Origin of the sequence: Pedobacter sp. N36a, from assembly GCF_014472395.1 — a bacterium.
Classification (GTDB): Bacteria; Bacteroidota; Bacteroidia; order Sphingobacteriales; family Sphingobacteriaceae; genus Pedobacter.
On the sequence record NZ_JACSZW010000005.1, the window covers coordinates 358,582 to 378,956 of the forward strand.

The 20,375-nt window shown below is 39.6% G+C and carries 18 protein-coding genes; 7 read left to right on the forward strand and 11 right to left on the reverse strand.

What is annotated here, in order from left to right:
* Nucleotides 1-190: 190 nt before the first annotated feature.
* The 3 genes from rpe to rpsO all read right to left on the reverse strand — a co-directional run bounded on the left by rpe (nucleotide 191) and on the right by rpsO (nucleotide 3,511).
* Nucleotides 191-844: a ribulose-phosphate 3-epimerase gene (gene rpe, locus H9X96_RS12535; protein ID WP_187666603.1), complete on the reverse strand. Its 654-nt coding sequence runs from the start codon at nucleotides 842-844 to the stop codon at nucleotides 191-193.
* A gap of 96 nt (nucleotides 845-940) precedes the next feature.
* Nucleotides 941-3,088 (reverse strand): polyribonucleotide nucleotidyltransferase, encoded by a 2,148-nt coding sequence (pnp, locus tag H9X96_RS12540; protein WP_187666604.1) that lies wholly within the window; start codon nucleotides 3,086-3,088, stop codon nucleotides 941-943.
* Nucleotides 3,089-3,205: 117 nt separating this feature from the next.
* The gene (rpsO, locus tag H9X96_RS12545; protein WP_062547894.1) at nucleotides 3,206-3,511 is read right to left on the reverse strand and encodes a 30S ribosomal protein S15; all 306 of its coding nucleotides are present in this window, start codon (nucleotides 3,509-3,511) and stop codon (nucleotides 3,206-3,208) included.
* Nucleotides 3,512-3,677: 166 nt separating this feature from the next.
* On the opposite strand from rpsO, the gene H9X96_RS12550 reads away from it, so the two are divergent.
* Complete coding sequence (locus H9X96_RS12550; protein WP_187666605.1) at nucleotides 3,678-4,097, forward strand: thioesterase family protein; 420 nt, start codon at nucleotides 3,678-3,680, stop codon at nucleotides 4,095-4,097.
* A gap of 92 nt (nucleotides 4,098-4,189) precedes the next feature.
* Here the strand turns inward: H9X96_RS12550 and H9X96_RS12555 are convergent, their stop codons facing one another.
* The gene (locus H9X96_RS12555; protein WP_187666606.1) at nucleotides 4,190-4,618 is read right to left on the reverse strand and encodes an Hsp20/alpha crystallin family protein; all 429 of its coding nucleotides are present in this window, start codon (nucleotides 4,616-4,618) and stop codon (nucleotides 4,190-4,192) included.
* A 901-nt stretch (nucleotides 4,619-5,519) separates the two neighbouring features.
* Here H9X96_RS12555 and H9X96_RS12560 point away from each other — a divergent pair.
* Together H9X96_RS12560 and H9X96_RS12565 are read left to right on the forward strand one after the other, a co-directional pair.
* Complete coding sequence (locus H9X96_RS12560; protein WP_187666607.1) at nucleotides 5,520-6,947, forward strand: MATE family efflux transporter; 1,428 nt, start codon at nucleotides 5,520-5,522, stop codon at nucleotides 6,945-6,947.
* 47 nt (nucleotides 6,948-6,994) lie between these two features.
* Complete coding sequence (locus H9X96_RS12565; protein WP_255431100.1) at nucleotides 6,995-7,792, forward strand: DUF3575 domain-containing protein; 798 nt, start codon at nucleotides 6,995-6,997, stop codon at nucleotides 7,790-7,792.
* Nucleotides 7,793-7,887: 95 nt separating this feature from the next.
* Here H9X96_RS12565 and H9X96_RS12570 read toward each other — a convergent pair whose 3' ends face one another.
* A complete protein-coding gene (locus H9X96_RS12570; RefSeq protein ID WP_187666608.1) occupies nucleotides 7,888-8,874 on the reverse strand; it encodes a D-alanine--D-alanine ligase in 987 nt (328 codons plus the stop codon).
* A 146-nt stretch (nucleotides 8,875-9,020) separates the two neighbouring features.
* On the opposite strand from H9X96_RS12570, the gene H9X96_RS12575 reads away from it, so the two are divergent.
* Genes H9X96_RS12575 through H9X96_RS12590 form a run of 4 tightly spaced genes read left to right on the forward strand, consistent with a single transcriptional unit; the run spans nucleotide 9,021 to nucleotide 12,260 of the window.
* On the forward strand, nucleotides 9,021-9,791 hold the full coding sequence (locus H9X96_RS12575; RefSeq protein ID WP_187666609.1) for a PASTA domain-containing protein: 771 nt from the start codon (nucleotides 9,021-9,023) through the stop codon (nucleotides 9,789-9,791).
* Between the two features lie 16 nt (nucleotides 9,792-9,807).
* Nucleotides 9,808-10,863 carry an endolytic transglycosylase MltG gene (gene mltG, locus H9X96_RS12580; RefSeq protein ID WP_187666610.1) on the forward strand — a complete coding sequence of 352 codons (1,056 nt, stop codon included), beginning with the start codon at nucleotides 9,808-9,810 and terminating at the stop codon, nucleotides 10,861-10,863.
* A gap of 2 nt (nucleotides 10,864-10,865) precedes the next feature.
* Entirely contained in the window at nucleotides 10,866-11,273 is a 408-nt protein-coding gene (locus H9X96_RS12585; RefSeq protein WP_187666611.1) for a thioesterase family protein, read from the forward strand.
* 9 nt (nucleotides 11,274-11,282) lie between these two features.
* Entirely contained in the window at nucleotides 11,283-12,260 is a 978-nt protein-coding gene (locus tag H9X96_RS12590; protein WP_187666612.1) for a YihY/virulence factor BrkB family protein, read from the forward strand.
* A 55-nt stretch (nucleotides 12,261-12,315) separates the two neighbouring features.
* Here the strand turns inward: H9X96_RS12590 and H9X96_RS12595 are convergent, their stop codons facing one another.
* The 6 genes from H9X96_RS12595 to H9X96_RS12620 all read right to left on the reverse strand — a co-directional run bounded on the left by H9X96_RS12595 (nucleotide 12,316) and on the right by H9X96_RS12620 (nucleotide 20,319).
* Complete coding sequence (locus H9X96_RS12595) at nucleotides 12,316-13,293, reverse strand: DUF5007 domain-containing protein (protein WP_187666613.1); 978 nt, start codon at nucleotides 13,291-13,293, stop codon at nucleotides 12,316-12,318.
* An 18-nt stretch (nucleotides 13,294-13,311) separates the two neighbouring features.
* The gene (locus H9X96_RS12600) at nucleotides 13,312-13,965 is read right to left on the reverse strand and encodes a fasciclin domain-containing protein (RefSeq protein WP_187666614.1); all 654 of its coding nucleotides are present in this window, start codon (nucleotides 13,963-13,965) and stop codon (nucleotides 13,312-13,314) included.
* Nucleotides 13,966-13,975: 10 nt separating this feature from the next.
* On the reverse strand, nucleotides 13,976-15,427 hold the full coding sequence (locus H9X96_RS12605; protein ID WP_187666615.1) for a RagB/SusD family nutrient uptake outer membrane protein: 1,452 nt from the start codon (nucleotides 15,425-15,427) through the stop codon (nucleotides 13,976-13,978).
* Between the two features lie 106 nt (nucleotides 15,428-15,533).
* Nucleotides 15,534-18,149 (reverse strand): SusC/RagA family TonB-linked outer membrane protein, encoded by a 2,616-nt coding sequence (locus tag H9X96_RS12610; RefSeq protein WP_187666616.1) that lies wholly within the window; start codon nucleotides 18,147-18,149, stop codon nucleotides 15,534-15,536.
* Complete coding sequence (locus tag H9X96_RS12615) at nucleotides 18,136-18,951, reverse strand: carboxypeptidase-like regulatory domain-containing protein (RefSeq protein ID WP_187666617.1); 816 nt, start codon at nucleotides 18,949-18,951, stop codon at nucleotides 18,136-18,138. The genes H9X96_RS12610 and H9X96_RS12615 overlap by 14 nt, the downstream gene beginning before the upstream one ends.
* Before the next feature lie 231 nt (nucleotides 18,952-19,182).
* Nucleotides 19,183-20,319 (reverse strand): FecR family protein, encoded by a 1,137-nt coding sequence (locus H9X96_RS12620; RefSeq protein WP_187666618.1) that lies wholly within the window; start codon nucleotides 20,317-20,319, stop codon nucleotides 19,183-19,185.
* Nucleotides 20,320-20,375 lie beyond the last annotated feature (56 nt).

Here is a 20,375-nt window from a genome sequence, read left to right on the forward strand (position 1 = left end):
TGTAATATTTTATATGATTTAATGATTCTAATTTTTCAAATTTAATAAACATTAAAGCTTTAAAACACCTGCCAGTTAAATCATTAGCACATTCTTCATTCCTATAAAAACTCAAATACAGCAAAGCCATCCCCGGTGTAGAAACGACGGTTAATTGCCCGGGAGAGGGCTTTTCATGCAATTGTAGAAATTACATTAGATTTTTCATGTTCGCGATCATTTCCATTGGATCAGGGGCAGAAAAGATGGCATTACCGGCAACAAATGCCGCAGCACCTGCTTCTATTAAATCTTCGAGGTTATGAATCCCTACCCCACCATCTACTTCGATGATCAGGTCAGGGTTTAATTGCAAGGCCATTGCTTTCAATTCTCTCAGCTTGTTCAGCGTATTAGGAATGAATTTTTGACCGCCAAAACCAGGGTTTACCGACATCACCAGTACCAGGTCTAAATCTGCAAGGATATCTTTTAACAAAGCCACAGGGGTATGTGGGTTAAGCGCTACACCAGCTTTACATCCTGCCGCATGAATCGCCTGTACGGTACGGTGAAGGTGTACACAAGCTTCGTAATGCACAGTGATTACCGTGGCGCCTGCTGCTGCGAAACGCTCAATATACTGATCAGGATTAACGATCATCAAATGCACATCCAATGGTTTAGTTGCATATTTTTTAATCGCTTCCATGACGGGAAATCCGAAAGAGATATTGGGCACAAAAACGCCATCCATCACATCCACATGGAACCAATCTGCGGCACTGGAGTTGATCATTTCAATATCTCTTTGAAGGTTTGCAAAGTCAGCAGAAAGTACAGATGGGGCGATGAGGTATTTCATAGGATCGTTTTATTTCTTAGGTAAATATAAAGAAATAAAGCTTTTTAAACCAAAAAACCCCGCAGATTGCGGGGTTTTTCAATATTAGTGAGGAAACTATGCAGGAGTGTTTTCTGCAGTTCCTTCTGGTTTCGCTGGACGAGGCAATAAAGCTTTTCTAGAAAGTTTCATTTTTCCTTGTTTGTCAATATCCAAAAGTTTCACTTGAATTCTATCACCTTCTTTGAACACACCGTCCATCGTTTCTAAACGAGTCCAGTCGATCTCAGAGATGTGTAATAATCCGTCTTTTCCTGGCATGATTTCTACGAATGCACCAAATGGCATGATAGATTTCACTTTACCATCATAAGTAGCACCTATGTCTGGTTTAGCAGCAATCGCGTTGATACGACCTACAGCAGCATCAATAGCCGCTTTATTATCAGCAAAAATTTCAACGATACCTTTGTTACCTACTTCTTCGATAGAGATAGATGCGCCGGTTTCGCGTTGCATTTCCTGGATAATTTTACCGCCTGGGCCGATTACAGCACCAATAAATTCTTTATCAATTGTTAGAGAAACGATACGTGGCGCGTGATCTTTATAGTCTTCACGTGGTGCAGAAATCGTTTTCTTCATTTCGTTTAAGATGTGTAAACGAGCATCTTTAGCTTGGTTAAGGGCGTTAGTTAAAACTTCCCATTTCAAACCATTGATTTTTAAGTCCATCTGACAAGCAACTATACCTTTTTCAGTACCAGTTACTTTAAAGTCCATATCACCTAAATGATCTTCATCACCTAGAATATCTGAAAGGATTGCATATTTACCAGTTTTCTCATCAGTAATTAATCCCATAGCAATACCAGATACTGGTGCTTTGATTTTAATACCTGCATCCATTAATGCTAATGTACCAGCACAAACAGTTGCCATAGAGGAAGAACCGTTAGATTCTAAGATATCAGAAACGATACGAATAGTGTATGGATTTTCTTCTAATCCTGGTAATACTTTCTTCAATGAACGCATTGCCAAGTTACCATGACCAATTTCACGACGACCAGCACCTCTGTTCGGGCGAACCTCGCCAGTAGAGAATCCAGGGAAGTTATAGTGCAGTAAGAACTTGTTGTAACCATTGATGAATGCACCATCAATCATTTGCTCATCATCTTTAGAACCTAAAGTAACTGTAGTTAATGCTTGAGTTTCACCACGAGTGAAAACTGCAGAACCGTGAGCAGAAGGAAGGTAACTTACTTCAGACCAGATTGGACGTACGGTACGAACATCACGACCGTCTAAACGAATTCCTTCGTCTAATACCAGATTACGAATTGCATCATACTGTACATCATGGAAATATTTTTTAGCTAAGAATGAAGTTACATCATCGATGTCTTCACCTAAAGTAGCTACAAATTCAGCAAGGATAGCAGAGAAAGCGTCAGTACGCTCACCTTTACTAGTATTGCTTTTTGCAACTGCATATACTTTATCGTAAGTAGCCGCGAATACTGATTCTCTCAATTCAGGATTGCTGTTTTCATGAGAATAAGTACGTTTAACTGTCTTACCTACTAATTCAGCTAATTCTTTTTGAGCTTGAACCTGAATCACGATTGCTTTATGAGCGAACTCAATTGCTTCCACCATGTCAGCTTCTGAGATCTCATCAGCTTCACCCTCTACCATTACGATATCGCTTTCAGTACCGGCAACAAGGAATTCCATCGTTGCGCGTTCTAAATCACTTACATAAGGGTTGATGATAAATTTACCGTCAATTTTAGCTACACGTACTTCAGAGATTGGCCCGTTGAAAGGGATATCTGAAACTGCAAGCGCAGCTGAAGCAGCTAGACCCGCTAAACAGTCTGGCATAATATTTTTGTCAGAAGAGATCAAAGAGATCATCACCTGAGTGTCAGAGTGGTAATCTTCAGGGAACATCGGACGTAAAGCACGGTCAACCAAACGAGAAATTAAAACTTCATAATCTGATAATCTTGCTTCACGACGTAAGAAACCTCCAGGAATACGGCCAGCGGCTGCATATTTCTCTTGATAATCTACTGATAATGGTAAGAAATCTACACCTGCTTTAGCGCCTACTGAAGATACTACAGTAGCCAATAACATGGTGTCTCCCATTTTAACAACTACAGAACCATCAGCTTGTTTTGCTAATTTTCCTGTTTCAATTTCGATAATTCTTCCGTCGCCCAGGTCGAACGATTTTTTTATTACATTCATTTAAAGAGTGTTGTGGTGTGTTTTCCTCTTTCTACACACCTGATTTATATATGTTAATTTTATTATTCAAAGTAAAAAAGCCATCCCTAAGAATGGCTTTTCCTGATATTATAACGCTTATTTGCTGTCTCTAGTTGAACCTAAAGGTTTGATAATGTCCCTTAAGCCTAAAGCTTTGATAACAGCACGGTAACGATTGATATCTTTTTTAAATAGATATGCCAAAATACCACGGCGTTTACCTACTAATTTTTGTAGAGATAACTGAGTAGAGAAATCTTTACGATTTTTCTTTAAATGCTCAGTTAAATGTGCAATACGGTAAGTAAACAATGCTACTTGACCTTCAGCAGAACCAGTGTTAGTTTCTACTTCGCCGTGTGTTTTGAAGATTTCGGCTTTCTTTTCTTTACTTAAATACATTTCTTGAATGATACTAAAGTGTGTATGGATTAATTAATTGTGTGCAAAGATAGTTTAAGTTTTAGTGAATCGCAAAAAAAACAATTGTCATATCGGTTCAATTTAGCACAGGAGACCAATATATATCAAAATCTAAACCTTATTTTTGACGCAGAACGTAGAAAACATGGAAAAGAACGAATACAGCATCTTTCAAACTGAATTAAAAGTACGCCCAGATGATATAGATATGTTCCAGCATGTGCACAATAGCAAGTATTTCGACTATGTACTTTCTGCACGTTACGACCAGATGGAGGAGTTTTACAAGATGTCAATGGAGTCTTTCCTCGAAAGTGGCTACGGCTGGGTAGTTCGCACCGCTCATGTAGATTTTAAACGCCCGCTAATTTTAGGTGATGTGGTCTTAATCCGCACCGGAATTTTAACGATCAATGAGAAAGGCTGCAGGGTGCAGTTCGAAATGGAAAACAAACGCACTAAAAAGATCGCTTCTGATGGCTGGTTTGATTATGTGATGATCGATACGAAAACCGGAAAAGGCTGTAGGGTCACTGAGGAAATGATTCTGGCTTATAGTATATAAAACAAAAAGCCTTCACCCCTTTTAGGATGAAGGCTGAATTGAATAAGCCAGATGAGCTATAATTATTAGATAATCTTTTCTAAAAGAACCAATTACTTAATTTCAATCTGACGCACTGCGTTTTTAGCTTCTTCTTTTTTAGCAACGTCAATCACCAATACACCATCTTTATAGCTTGCATTAACGCTTGCAGCATCTACTGAATCAGGCAAGGTGAAAGAACGCAAGAAAGAAGTATAGCTGAACTCTTGTTTCTTATATTGCTTATCTTCTTTTTTAACTTCTGCAGAGATGGTCAATACATCTCCTTCCAGGTTCACTTTAAAATCTTCTTTTTTCAAACCTGGAACCGCCATTTCAATATGGTACTGATCATTAGTCTCACTGATGTTTACAGCAGGCATTTTAGTGATCAGGTGATTTGGCAATAAAGCATCGGTAAATATTGACCCGAAAACATCATTGAAATCGTTCATTAATCCAGAGTTCTTTGCTCCATTATTAAATTTTACCAGTGACATATATTTTCCTCCTTTATATTTTTAGATTTTGGTCTATCAATTAAAAAATTAAATACACCAGGCATATTTCAACTGCTGTGCCAAATTAGAAAAACAAGGTTTATGAGTGTATTGAAGGTGATTTTTCTGAAAAAATTTCAGTTTTTTGGGGAAAAATTGACAGCTTTAAAGAAAAAAAGTCAGATTCGTTAGTTCCTGATTTACAAACCTTTCCTTTTATATTAGCGCCTCTACCCTCTTATATCGGCTATTTACACAGCCTATTTCCCGAAAGCATTGTGTACATTACAAATGCAAACAAAGTAATTGACTGAAACTATGGGCAGCTTAAACAATGGGTTATACTTCCCTGACGAAAATGTATCTACTTATGTGCTAAACGGATCCAGAAGAAATGAAGGCAAAGACTAGCTAGAAATCCCCTTAAACCCTGAATCATAATGAGGCTAAAAACCAAGGAATACCGGAGTTCAAGGAGCTGACAAAACCTTTGGTTCAACCAAAACAGAAACCAGTATCAATAACACATAAAAAAAAGCCTCTACAGACTGGCATATCTTTTCGCTGTACCTCCAGTCGATTCGATTCCCGGGCAGCTAAATATAGTTATACCCTTTGCTCCCCTCCATCCTGACCATTACCTGAATTTAGGATGCAGATTTCGTATAAAAGATTAATGAAAATTTCCCAAAGCCAATTAGATTACAGCGTATAAAATATTTATCTATTTAAGGATTTAACAATAAAAAACTATATTTGAATTTAGAAAACCGTAGTACGATGATAGTATTTTACGTCCGTTTAAGGTTCTAAAACCAAGGACTCCCTTCCTTATTAACGATAAAGCATCCGCATTTCAATGCTGATAACGGTTTATTTCCTAATTTTTTTTTCTTTTTATATGTCAGCACCACAAGCAGCTTCGAGGAGCAAGCTATCTAGAATTATATCACTTTTAAAACAAGCTTTAAAAGGCGAAGAACTTGACTTTACACAGGGAAGTATCCGTAAAGGGGTGCTTTTACTGGCCATTCCGATGATGTTGGAAATGGCAATGGAATCTGTATTTGCACTGGTAGACTTATATTTTGTAGGACACCTGCCCAATAGCAGCCACGCGATACAGACTGTAGGTTTAACAGAATCAGTATTGACCATTATTTACTCTCTGGCTATCGGAATGAGTATGGCTGCAACCGCAGTGGTAGCGAGAAGAATCGGGGAGAAAAACCCGGAGGCTGCAGCAAAAGCAGGTGTCCAGGCGATCCTGATCGCTGTTTTCTTTAACCTCATCATTAGCGTCTTAGGGGTAATTTATGCGGCAGACATCCTGATGCTGATGGGTGCTTCTGCAGAAACAGCCGCTCATGGAACGCATTTTACACAGATCATGATGGGTGGAAGTGTGATCATTGTATTGCTCTTCCTGATCAATGGAATTTTCAGAGGTGCAGGAAATGCGGCTATAGCGATGAAAAGTTTATGGATCGCGAATATTGCCAATATCATACTGTGTCCTATTCTGATTAACGGATTGGGGCCTATCCCTGCTTTTGGTTTAACTGGTGCAGCCATTGCCACCACTATAGGAAGAAGTATGGGCGTTGCCTATCAAATCTGGCATCTGGTCAGCGGCAGAGGACTTTTAAAGGTGCAGCTATCCTACTTAAAGCCACACTTTGAGCAGATGAAGGCCTTATTAAAGATTGCTACGCCTGGTATATTCCAATTCATTATTGCTTCATGCAGCTGGATTTTCCTGGCACAATTGGTGGCCACTACTGGTGGTGATCATGGCTCTGCCGGGTATCAAACTGCTTTAAGGCTGATGATGTTTTTCATGCTTCCAGCCTGGGGGATGAGTAATGCGGCGGCAACTTTGGTAGGTCAGAACCTAGGGGCAAAACACTTGCAGCGCGCGATAGATTCGGTGATGAAAACTGCAAAATACATTGTCGTCTATATGGTACTGGTGATGGCCTTTACTTTCATTGGCGGTTATTATTTCATTTCTTTTTTCACGAATGATCAATTGGTACAAGAAGTTGCGCTTCATGCGCTCCAGATTATGAGCCTGGGTTATATCTTTTATGGTATCGGAATGGTGCTGGTCAGCACTTTTAACGGGGCTGGAGATACCTGGACACCTACCTGGGTCAACTTTTTCGGGTTCTGGTTATTTCAGATTCCATTGGCATTTTTATTGGCAAAACACTTTGAGATGGGCCCTACCGGTGTATTCATTGCAATTCCTGTTGCAGAAGTAGGCATCGCCATTGCGGGATATATCCTATTTAAAAAGGGAAGATGGAAAACTATACAGGTTTAACTCCATAAAATATATAATTTAGCCCACTCAAAACAAATTGTATTTATATGAAAGAAACCTTTACTAAAACCATGTTCATCTGCGGTGTGGCGGCGCTTAGCTTTTCAGCGAGCAATAGTTTCGCCCAGCAGACCAATACAAATCAGGAGGAGCAAAACACGGAATCTAAAAACCTGGTAAAATGGAATGTGGCGGCTGCAGCTTTAAAAACTTATTCCTTCCAATATGAACGTGCTGTGGGAAAAAAAATGTCTGTTTCTTTAGGTTTCAGGATAATGCCAAAATCTCATGTTCCCTTCAGTTCTACTTTCAAAAGTCTGATTGATGACGATAAAACCTGGGAAAGCATTAAGGATTTCAAAACCGGGAATTTCGCGATCACACCGGAGTTTAGGTATTATGTAAGTCAAAGTGTTTTCCGTGGCTTTTACGTGGCACCATTTGCAAGGTATGCAAGGTATAATGTTGCTGTTCCATATAATTACGAAGCTACTTTCAGCAACGGCACGAACAGTACTACAATAAAGGATAGAATTGACATGGATGGCAGTATCAGTACCCTGACAGCAGGAGTGCTTATAGGTGCGCAATGGAAACTGAGCAAAGCAATTTATCTGGATTGGTGGATTTTAGGTCCTAATTACGGATCTGCTTCTGGCAGTATTTCTGGTAAGAAAGCATTGAATGATGATGAACAAAAAGCATTAAGGGAAGCCTTGACAGATCTGGATGATCTTCCTTTAGTACACACAAAATCTACGGTAGATGGTAATGGGGCTAAAATTGATTTTAGTGGCCCTTGGGCAGGAGTAAGATCAGGCTTGAGTATCGGATACCGCTTCTAAGACATTCACGACTGGTGTAAACTATAATAAAAAGGGGTCTGCGGAATATATTCCGCAGACCCCTTTTTATTATAGTTGTATTTATTGTATCGGGATTAACCTATGGTTTCTTTCACGAGTTTAGTATAAAAATCATTTAGTTTCATCCCCGCAGCAGCTACTTGCTGAGGAATAAAGCTGGTAGCGGTTTGTCCTGGGATGGTATTGACCTCAATGAAGTAAAAATCACCTTCATCTTCCGTTAGGATAAAATCTATACGTACCACACCGCTGCAGTTTAACTTCATATACACATCTTTGGCAATTTGCTCTACTCTGGCTTTCGTTTCTGGTCTGATTGGAGCCGGCGTAGTTTCTTTAGCTACTCCAGGAGTGTATTTGGCTTCAAAATCAAAAAACTCTTTTGCGGTTTCCACTTCTGTTGCGGGAAGCACGACTAGTTTGCCATCCAATTTCACTACCCCTACTGTAAATTCTCTACCGGAAATAAACTCTTCAATCAGCAGCTGATCATCTTCTTTAAAAGCTTTTTCAATTGCTTTCTCCAGATCAGCACCATGTTTTACTTTGCTCATTCCTATGCTGCTTCCGCCATTATTTGGTTTAACGAAATAAGGAATTTTAAGGTCTCTTTTGATTTGCTCAACATTGTAAGCAACATTCTTGAAAATTTGCGCAGACTTTGCTACATGTAGATTTTCTATGCCCTGAACAATTGCTTTGGTATATCCTTTATTCATGGTGATTGCAGAAGTCAGCGCATCGCAAGTGGTATAAGGAAGGTTGAGCATGTCGAAATAGCCTTGTAATTTACCATCTTCACCGGGAGAGCCATGAATGGCAATGAAAACCCCATCAAAAGTAATTTTTCGACCTTTAATGTTTAGGGAGAAGTCATTTCTGTCTACTTCAATTTTCACTGAGTCTGCCGGTTCATAAAACCAACCTTGCTGGCTGAGCATGATTTTATAAACATCAAACTTATCGGCATCTAGATTTTGGGCGATCGTGGCGGCACTTTTAACCGAGATGACCCATTCACCTGTGGTCCCACCGGTTAGTAATGCTAATGTTTTCTTCATTTTTAAGCGTGTTAAAACCTATTCAAAGTAATAAGTCAATTGTAAGCACAAATATAAATTAGTTGGCCCAGATGTCATTTTAATTCCAATAAAATATTTTTTTAGCCTAAATTTGGGCGATATACCATATTGAAGAGAAAATCCCTATGAGCAAATTCATATCTTACCTAAAGACTAAATCCTTTAAAACCAACATCATTGCTGCGATAGTTACGGTAGTGATCATTATCCTGGCGGCTTTCTTTAGTTTAAGATATTACACCAAACATGGTCAGGGCTTAAATGTTCCGGCAGTAAAAGGACTATCTTTCACACAGGCAGTAAGCAAGTTAGAGGGATTAGGACTTCGTTACGAAGTAGATTCCGTATTTGTGATGGATTCGCCTCCGGGCATTGTGATCGACCAGGATCCTGAAGCAAATACTTTTGTAAAAGACAACCGTACCATTTATTTAACTGTAAATGTGGCTATGGCTCCGAATGTTAAATTTCCGGACATCGAGTTCAAACCTTTGAGACAGGCACAAGCTTTGATTGAGAGTTTCGGACTAAAACTCGGAGATACGACTTATAAATCCGATCAGGCCAGAGACGTAGTATTGGAAGCTTTATTTGGTGGACAGCCAATTAAAGCTGGAGAATCCATGCCTAAAGGATCCAGGATTGACTTAGTTTTAGGTGATGGAAGAGGAAATGAAGAAGTTGATATCCCTTCATTAATTGGATTAACGATGGATGAAGCGAGATTTGCCTTAAAGAATGGCGCAATGCTGAGTTTAGGAAACGTGTATTATGAAGGAGAAATTACGGATACAGCCAATGCAGTGATCGTAAAACAGGACCCTTTCTTAACGGATTCCGTAACCAAAGTTAAAATCGGTACCCCAGTAAACATTACCTTGTCCAATAAAAAATAATTATTAGCCTTATTATATGTCAAACGAAAACGAGAAAAGCTTTAAGAAAAGTACTAAAGTAATATTGGCCGGCTTGCTGGTTGCATTGGTAGTTGGTGGTTATTTCGGCCTAAAATTCTACAAAGTGTTTTTTGCGCCTAACATCACTGGTAAGGAAAAATATGTATATGTAAGAACGGGAAGTCATTTAGACGACCTATTTGAGGAAATACGTAAGAAAGATATATTGACAGATATAGGGTCTTTCAGTCAGGCAGCTGCAAAGATGGATCTTGCACAGAATTTGAAACCTGGCCGCTATAAAGTGAGCAAGGGAATGAACAACAGAACCTTGGTAAACATGCTGAAAGCTGGTAACCAGGATCCTGTGAAATTAAAATTCCAGAACATCAGGAAGAAAGAAGATTTTGCTGGTTATCTGGCAAAAAACCTGGAAGCTGACTCATTAGCTTTCATCAATGTACTGGATTCTACAGCATTAATTGAGAAGTACGGATTTAATAAAGAAAATATTTACACGATGTTTATTCCGAATACTTACGAAATGTACTGGAACATTGCGCCGATTGAGTTTTTCGAAAAAATGCAGAAAGAATATGTGAAGTTCTGGAATGATGACCGCAAGCGTAAAGCTGCGGCATTAAACCTAAGCCCTATTCAGGTTTCTGTATTGGCTTCTATCGTAGATGCGGAGGCTTTATATGATAAAGAGATGCCGATCATCGCTGGATTGTATTTGAACAGGTTAAAAAAGGGAATTTTGCTTCAGGCAGATCCAACTGTAATCTTTGCAAACGATGATTTTACGGTAAAAAGGGTGACCAATAAACTCTTACAGGTTCCTTCTAAATACAATACTTACAAATATGCAGGTTTGCCTCCAGGGCCGATCATGATGCCTAGTATCAATGCTATTGATGCCGTATTGAATAAAGACGATAACAATTACATCTATATGTGTGCGAAAGAAGACTTCTCTGGCTACCATAATTTTGCGGTTACGGTTCAGGAACATGAGATCAATGCGAAAAAATATAGAGAAGCTTTGAACAAACGTAATATTTACAAATAAGGATGTTTACGCACAGCACGAAAGTAAGGGTAAGATACGGTGAGACGGATCAAATGGGCTACGTATATTACGGCAATTACGCAGAATATTATGAAGTAGCAAGGGTGGAAATGCTGAGGAGCCTGGGCATGGATTACGCCAGTATGGAAAGCAGCGGTGTGATGATGCCTGTTTTAGAGCTGAATTGCAAGTACATCAAACCTGCGCTTTATGACCAAGAGATCACTATTAAAACCACTATACACGACCTTCCAGGTGTACGTATTTACTTTGTGTACGAGCTATTTAATGAGGCAGGCGAGCTGATTAATATTGGCAAAACGACCTTAGTGTTTGTTGATATGGCAAAGAATAAACCTTGCTCTCCTCCTGAGGATTTCATGGAGAAGTTAAAGGTATTTTTTAATTAAATTTGATAGATGGAGTGGGTACATAAGCAACTGCTAAAAATCAGGATTTACGCTTTGTTTATTGATTGGACCAAAGTATGTATACTTCCTGGTTTCAGTCCGCTGCCTCTCTATACTGTTGCCAGTTTTTTCTTCACCGAAATCGGGAAGGATTCTTTAGTCAATAAGGCCTCTTCCCTGGCGTATAACTTTATGCTGGCCCTATTTCCAGCCATCATCTTTTTATTTACCCTCATTCCCTTTATTCCAAAACGGATAGGCTTCCAGAAGCAACTGATGGAACTGATTGTGCTCATTCTACCAGCCGATGCTTACAAAGCCTTTGAGGTGACCTTAAACGAGATTGTAAACAAGCAGAACGGAGGTTTGCTATCTTTTGGATTCTTCCTGTCCTTATTTTTTGCCACAAATGGTGTGCACAGTTTAATGATGGCCTTTAATAAGTCGTCCTTAATTATTGAAGACCGGAGCTGGTTAAAGCAGCGTTTGATTGCCGTATTGTTGACCATTACCATTGCTTTATCTGTGATCATCTGCATCGTTGCCATGACCATCGGTGTAATCATCTTAAAGAAACTGAACATTCATGGGAGCTTTATGGTGTACCTGATCCAGCTCAGCAGATGGGCACTATTAGGCATTCTCTATTTTGTAACCATTTCCATACTCTATAAATATGGTCCTTCTCATGTTAAGAAATGGAAGTTCTTTAGTCCAGGTTCTTGTCTGGCTACCATCCTTGCCTTTTTGACCATTTGGGGATTCTCCTTTTACATCGACAATTTTAGTTCTTACAATAAAATCTACGGCTCTATTAGTACGTTAATCGTACTGATGATCTGGCTTTATTTGAATTCCTTAATTCTTCTGGTGGGTTTTGAGCTGAATGCAAGTGTAGACTTGTCGAAAAGAAGTGTAAAAATCCTACGCCCCAGCTACAATTTGTTCAAAAAACACGGTACTGCACCTGATCGGACAGAAAGATAGAAAACAATTAAAGCCTGCGGCATTCACCACAGGCTTTTCATTGTAATTATGGAGGTTATTTGTGTTTTATTCCTTTGATCTTCACTTCCACTACATAATTTCCTTCCTGTTTTAACTGGAAGCCAATTGCCGGATTGATGTTGAATCTGGCATTTGGGGAATAACTTGATTTAGGGTTGGTTACGGTTACATAATCACTTGGGATCCTGTAGAAGATATCAAATGATCCATATCCGGTGATCTGCTTGTAAGGGAATGGGATGATCTCAAAATTCAAGCTCATTTCTGTATTCGTTTTTAATACAGGATTGAATTTGGCATAAGAATCGAGTGTTGGCCGATCTCCCCGAACAATAAGCTCCCCATCCTTAGGACTAAACGGCACACCATCTTCATCCACATACCTGACGATCACATTGGTTCCATTAATACTGGTTCTGGTTACTGTAATTTCTACAGGCGGCAATGATTCAAATACGGTTCCCCCATCCAGCAGATATGTTGCTGTATTTCTGTTGATGGAAAAAGGCTGAGATTCCACGAAATCCAGTTCTCCAATATTTTTGAATGTTTTGGCACCACTTTCATTGCTCACTTCTATATCAAAAGTATATTCAGCACCTGTAGGGATGATACTTGTTCCAGAAGTAAAAAGAAACTGACCGCTGGGCAGGAATTCAAACAGCGGCTTCGACTTCAGCTCTCTGATAGAATTTAATAATTCGAGCGTGGTATGCACTTCCGGATCAAAAGCCGTTTTATAGACATAGACCTTTTGTTCCTGGTACAATTCATCAGCAACCTGTTCTGTTCCTTTTTTCTTAATCTGCAGCAATTTAATTTTCAGTGGTGCAGTCGAACCATCTCCTTTTAGTTCGGAGGTAATAAAACCATTTTTACCCTTCTCCACCTGGAACGGGCTATTGACGTAATAAACAGAATCACTTAAAAAACCTACAGTGATCTTTTTACATCCTGTCCAGATGACTACCGATAGCACTAAGGCCATCGTTATGTATATATATTTCTTCATCAGATGTTTAATTTTGGGTTACCAATAAAACCTATGCGTATTGTTTAACACGTGTAACACGCCTGTCGTAGTTTGAATATTTGACGTTTGCGCAACATCGGCGATGTCCTTGTCCTCATCTGCATAATTTTCTGGAAGGGGCTCAGGATCCAGGCCATTTCTTAACTTAACTAAAAACAGATATTGAGGTTTAGAACTCACCAATCCAGGGCTCACTCCTTCTATCAATCGGATAGAAAACGGCTCATTGGATTTACTGGTAAACAATTTATTGGACAGACTGAGGCTTTCACGTGTGATTTTCCCTGTGAAAAGATGAGAACGCAGAGAATCTCTAAGTTCAGGAATGGGAAGATCACTTAAGTTATACCTTAAGTTTTCATCGTTATTTTCCTGCTGAAGTTTCTCTTGTCTTCTTACCAATAAAGCTTTGATGGAATAATCTGTTGGCGCAAAAAAGGTGACATCTCCATTAATCTCTTCCTTCATTCCTGCTTTATCAATGAGTACCAGCAGTGTATCAAATAAACGATTTGTTTTCAGGTAATCATAAGTACTCATATCCACATGAGCATCATGCAGGCTACCCCCAATAATATATTTGTCCTTTTTACATGATGTGACCATCATGGCTACTGCAAATGCGAGTAACACCAGGTGTGTTATTTTCATATTCAAGTGCTTAAATTCTACCATTCCAATATTTATTTTGAACCAATAGCTGATTCTTTTGAAGTATATTTCTTGAGATCGGCCATTTCCAGCCATCCTGGTCAAAACGACTTTGAGGGAAACGACCTTCCGTATATCCTGCCAGTTGATTGTTACGAACCATCACATACCATAATTGACCTTCGAAAGCGATTTCACGATAAGTTTCTTCGAAAATCTCCGTTTTGAGGTCGGTATTACTGCCATCATAATCCGTCAGACCGGCACGATTTTTCACCTTATTCAAGTCGGTAAGCGCAGCAGCAGCATTGCCTAGTAAATCATTACATTCTGCACGGAGCAGTAGTTGTTCTCCCAGTCTAAAGATTGGAATGTTACAATCGACCAGAGGGTTGGTGCTGTTTTCAGGATTTCTGAACTTTACATTTTCTCCATTACGGCCTGTAAATTTGGTAAGGATCCAATTGTCTACTTTAGCTTTGTCGAAATTATAGCTATAGCGCGCATCATTGTCGTAATAATACATGCCTTCCAAAAAGTTATGATTTAGTACTACGCGCATATCAGATTTATCCTTAATGTAAGGCTGCATACTGGTCGTATAGTAGAATCCATCTCCCAGCTGATATTCATTTTGCTCCAGGCTAAGCGGCACTTCAAAAATTGCTTCGGAGCTTCTTCCTTTGAACAAACGATCGAAGTTAGTTGCTGGCACTAAACTATAGGTACCTGCATTGGTGATGGAATCAATCGAGGCTACTGCCTGTGTCAATAAGGCGCTGTTCGTGTTTTTACCCAGAAAGTACTGCCAGCGAAGGATATTTGCTTTCAGTGCAAAGACCGCACCTTTATCCGCTGCCACCGCGTGGTCAGCACCGGTTGTAAATTTCAGCAGTTTTTGTGCTTTTGCCAGATCTGCAAGTGCGGAATCCAGCACTACTTTTTCTGAAGTACGCGCTAAGTTCTGAGAAGACACCGGGTCAGCATTATTTTTAAGCACCAATGGCACATCGCCCCAGATTCTAACCATGTAAAAATAGTTGAATGCCCTCATGAAATAAGTTTCTCCAAGGATTCTGTTTTTGCGATCTGAGGTAAATACATTATTCGGCATCTGACTTACTTTATCCAGTACCGTGTTGGCCATATTGATGGTTTTATAATAGGAATCCCATTCACCGAGGTCTTCGAGATACGGTCCGATAAAGTCGCCAATATTGATTCCTGTTCCATAGTACCCATCCCCTTCTATCAGGAAGCTCAGGGTAAAGTCTGAATTCACTTTGTTAAATTCATTGGTAGAAAGATCGCCATAGCTAAAATGCGACATATGATGACTGTTAGCCCCTCTGAACATCGACTTTCTGGACAAAGAATATACTCCCGCCAATGCAGAGATGGCATCATCCTGAGTTTTCCAGAATGAACCTTCATAGGGCGCATCTTCAGGTGAAAAATTCAAGAGTTTTTTACAGGATGGTAATATGATTATGGATGCGATCAAACACAGCATGCTGATCACAACGTATGATTTTTTAGTTTTCATCTTCAAATGGTTCTAATGGTGTTTAAAATGTCGCCCTAAATCCTAAAGTAAACTTGCGCGGTAGAGGATAGCCGTTTCCGTTATAGATACCTAGTGCATCTACAGCCTCTACATCTGGTAAATTTGATTTCTGGAACGTGTACACATTGTCCACAATGCCATATACCTGCAAAGCGCTTATTTTTGCTCTTTTCATCCATTCATTTTTGAATCTATAACCCAGGTTAATGTATTTGATACGGGCATAACTTCCGTCTTCCATATAGGCCGAAGAAAAGGTATTGAACTGATAATAATAACTGTTATAGGGATTGACATCCGCATAATCAGCTACATCTCCAGGATTGCGCCAGATGGAAAGTTTGCTCAGGTCAATTAAGCCCTGCCCATAGAAATTACCGATTTGTTTATAATTCGTCAAGAGCGAAGCCACGTAAGTATTGTATACATCCCGACCTAGGGCAAAGGAAGTAAACACTTCTAGAGAGAAGTTTTTATAACTAAATGTATTGCTGAAACCACCAGTTACTTTTGGATTTGGATCGCCTGTTCTGACCAGGTCATTTCTATCCCAGACATCATAATCTCCATTTTGATCGATCCAGCGATAAGTACCTGCACCGGCTACCACTGATCCATCCCAGTAGGTGATCAGATTACCTGTTCTCGGATCAAAAGGAACGTCTCCCTGTGTAGCATAAACACCATTAGATTTCACCTGATAGAATTCATTAATAGGTCGGCCTTTTGAAAGGATATAGGTTGTACCATTATAATCAATCACAATATCACGGTTTCCATCTGGAAGTTTAGTGATCTGATTTCTGTTCATGGATAGGATCAGGCGTGGATTCCACTGGAAACTTTTCTCTGGAGAGAAGACTTTACCTGAAATATTAAATTCAAAACCAATGTTGCGTACCCCTACTGAATTTGTAAAGACCTCATCGTAACCACTGGTAGAAGGCATTTTCAACTTAAAGAAGATGTCTTTCGTACCACGGTTATAAACATCTGCAACCACTTGTAATCTGTTATTAAAGAAGTCGGCATCAATACCGATATTGCTTTGCACTGCCTTTTCCCAGGTCAGGTTATCCTGAGTAACTGTGCCCGGATCATGGTTAATTACAGTTACCCCATTATAGGTATACATATTGTTTCCATCGTATAAACCTGCTTTTCCGACCAGATAGGAGTTATAAGGAGCATAGAAATTATCAGGAAGATTACCGCTAATTCCAAAGCTACCTCTAATCTTTAGCATATTGATCCAGGATTTCGTTTTAGACATGAAGGCTTCATCAGAGATAATCCAGCCTGCTGAAACTGCTGGGAAATATGCCCAGCGATTGTTTTTACCGAAACGAGAAGAAGCGTCACTTCTGATGGAAGCAGACAGTAAGTATTTGGATTTAAAATCATAGTTCACACGTCCGAAAAAAGACAGCATTCCTGCCTCGGCATTATTTGACTTGGTATAGTTCAGGTCAAAATTGCCGGGTTTAATTCCATTGACAGTAGAAATAGAGTTGTTTCCTGTTCCGTAGCCACCAACTCCTGAATAGCCTACATTAATGTAGTTAATGGTGTTACCAACCAGAAAATTCAGGTGATGATCATCCTTGATGTCCAAATTATAGCTCAAGAAATTATCCATATTAAAGTTTTGGTACTTAGAATTCATGGAATAAGTATAAAATACACCATCTGCATCTAAAGCACTTGGTCTGAACAAATCACGACTTGAGTTTGTGAGTAGCAATGAACTCTGACTGGTCAGTTTTAATTTTGGGGTGATGTCATAATAAAGCGTTACACTTGTGGAAATGTCATCATTGATATTTTTATCTTTTGCAAGATCATACTGGCCAATGAAATTGAGGCTATCCATTCGGCTAAGCTGAAACAAGGAAGATGGGAAAGCGCCGCTATTGATCGGCAGCGGATTGCTATAATCGGCATTAGGATCAGGAATTACCCCTCTTCCTCTGGATCTGTCAGTTCTGGAAGCGCGGAAGGAAAGGTCAATATTCAACTTTGGTGACATTTTATACCCCATATTTGCAGCGAGATTATAACGCTTAAAGCCGGTCGACTTTACAATTCCCTCTTCATTATAATAATTTCCACTTAGGCGGTAATTCACATTTTCACTTCCTCCGAAAGCAGAGGCATCAGCGTTATAAATTCTCGCGGTCTGGAAGAAAAGTCCTTGCCAGTCGGTATTGTTATTAAATGCCGGGTTCAAACTATCTGTTAGCAAAAGGGGAAGCGTGCTTAGCTGCTGATAATTTCCTAAAGAAGTCAGGTAATTCATTTTGTACCTCCGTTCTTCCGCACCTACATAGTAAACTTCACTTCGTGCTCTGGTAGACAACCCTGTATAGAAGTTTGCATTTACCTGTGGTTTCTCCCCATTTTTTCCCCTTTTCGTTTTAATCACTACAACGCCATTTGCACCTCTTGAACCGTAAATTGAGGCAGAAGCTGCATCCTTCAAAACATCTATACTCTCAATATCATTAGGGTTAATACCGGCTACAAAATTGGTTTGGGTCACATCACTAAAACCTGAGATGTCATTATAAGAGACTGGAACGCCATCGATAATAAACAATGGACTAACTGAGTGCATTTGCTGCATTTACAGTTCTGCTCATGGCCGTATTTCCACGAACGGTAAAGGTTGGTCTGGATCCCGGTTCACCAGAATAATTCTGGATATTCACCCCTGCCACTCTTCCCTGCAGCAACTGATCAAAACTTGGTGAAGGAAGGTTTTCGATGTCCTTCGCCTTCACTGTAGACACAGCTGCGGTAGAGGTTCTGCGGGAAACGGTCTGGTACCCGATCACCACTGCATCTTTCAATAAATTTGGATTCGGCACTAACCTGATATTGAAGGTTTTTTCAGAACCCACTTTTAAAGTTTTGGTTACATATCCAACAAAGGATATAGAAATTGAAGATTCTGGTCCGCCAACATTCAATTTAAATTCTCCTTTACTATCTGTCTGCGCCACATTACTGCCACCCAGCTCTTTTACAGAAGCTCCAGGAAGACCTTGTCCGGTTTCATCAAGCACCTTACCTGAGATGCTCAAAAAAGCGACGCTCTTTTTTGTCTGCAGATTGGTTTTTGGTTTCTCCTGAACAATCAGTGTTTTTGTATCCAGCGAGTATTCGAATGGCTGATTGATAAAGCAGAGGTCCAATGTTTCTTCCAGACTTGCATCACGGACATGAATAGTAACAGGTTTTGCAATAGAGATATCTGTTGCAATAAATACAAGGTCATAACCTGTTTGTTTGGTTATTGATTTTAAGACCTTTTCAAGTGTTACGTTACTTTCCGACAACGTAACTTTCTTTTGTGCTAAAGTAGAAGCATTCACCTGAAACATAATCAACAATAGCATAGCTATGGAAAGCTTCATGGTTAAAAGAATTTTATTTTTCACATAGGAATTCCTATACGAATTAAAATCGTACAATTTCATACATTTGGTAAGTTTGGGTTTGATGATGAGTTCAACTTCGCGGTATCATCATCATCAGTTTGGTTGATAACTTTGTTTAATACAATGTATTAGCGACAATGACCCATAATATGATCCCGGGGGCGCGTCAACGCTCCTGGTTTCTTTATAAATCATTCAGAGTAGAGTTTAAGGCATAGCGATAATCCTCCTTCCTTCTGTCTTAAATTTAATTTTTCTAGTTAACTGAAGTACCCTTAGTACTTCCGAAAGGCTTTTAGATCGGGAGATCGTCCCTCCGATTTTAATCTGGTCAAATTCTCCTTCAATACTGATGTCTACATCATACCATCTTTCCAGCTTATGCAGCACAGTAGGGACATCATCTCTATCGAATGCAAAGAACCCGGTTTTCCAGGCAATTGCATCTTCAACATCAACTTGTTTAATCTGGAAATCTTTTACCTCCAATGCAGATTGCTGTCCTGGCTTTAGCAGCGCAGACGTATTTGCATCTTTAACAGTCAGGCGCACACTTCCTTCTAATAAAGTAGTTACAATGTTGGGTTGATTAGCATAAGCATTAATGTTAAAATGAGTCCCCAGCACTTCCAGTTCCTGTTTTCCGCTAATCACTTTAAATGATTTACCATGTTTTTTGGCGACCTCAAAATAAGCCTGTCCAGTTAATTCTACTTTTCTTTCAGCACCAACAAATTCCACCGGATATTTTAGGGAAGATGCAGCATCCAACCATACCTTGCTTCCATCTGGCAATAAGATTTGAAATTTGCCCCCTCTGGGTGTTTCTATGGTATTGAATTGCGGTGACTTTCGAATTTCTACCGTATTTCCAGCTGGAACTGAGGAGTAAACCAACTGACCGTCAATAGATTTAGATATCTTTAGACCGGATTGCATGGCAATTTCTCCTGCTTTAACATCTGATAAACTAATTTTAGATCCATCGGCAAGTGTCAGCATCGCTTTATCTGTACCGGCTTTTATATCCAGGATGCTTTCATGGGTATATGTTGAGCTTTGCTTTCCTGGAAAATAATAATATATAGATACCCCGAGGGTAAATAAAACAACTGCAGCCACTGCAATTCGAGGCCATAGCGTCCATTTCCTTTGCACGCGCTCTGATCGTTCAAGATGATCATGGATGAATGCAATGTCCTCCTCATATTCTGCAGCAGTCAATGGTGCAGAATTTTCTATGGTATGCTGGTTATACCAATTTTCCACAAAAGCTCTTTCCGCTGATGAGCACTGATTGGCAAGGTATCTTCTTAACAGTTCTTTGAATTGAGTACTCTGCATAGTAGGGAATTGCGATTAATTAAAGAACAAGACACTTAACTTGAAGGTAGGGCCCA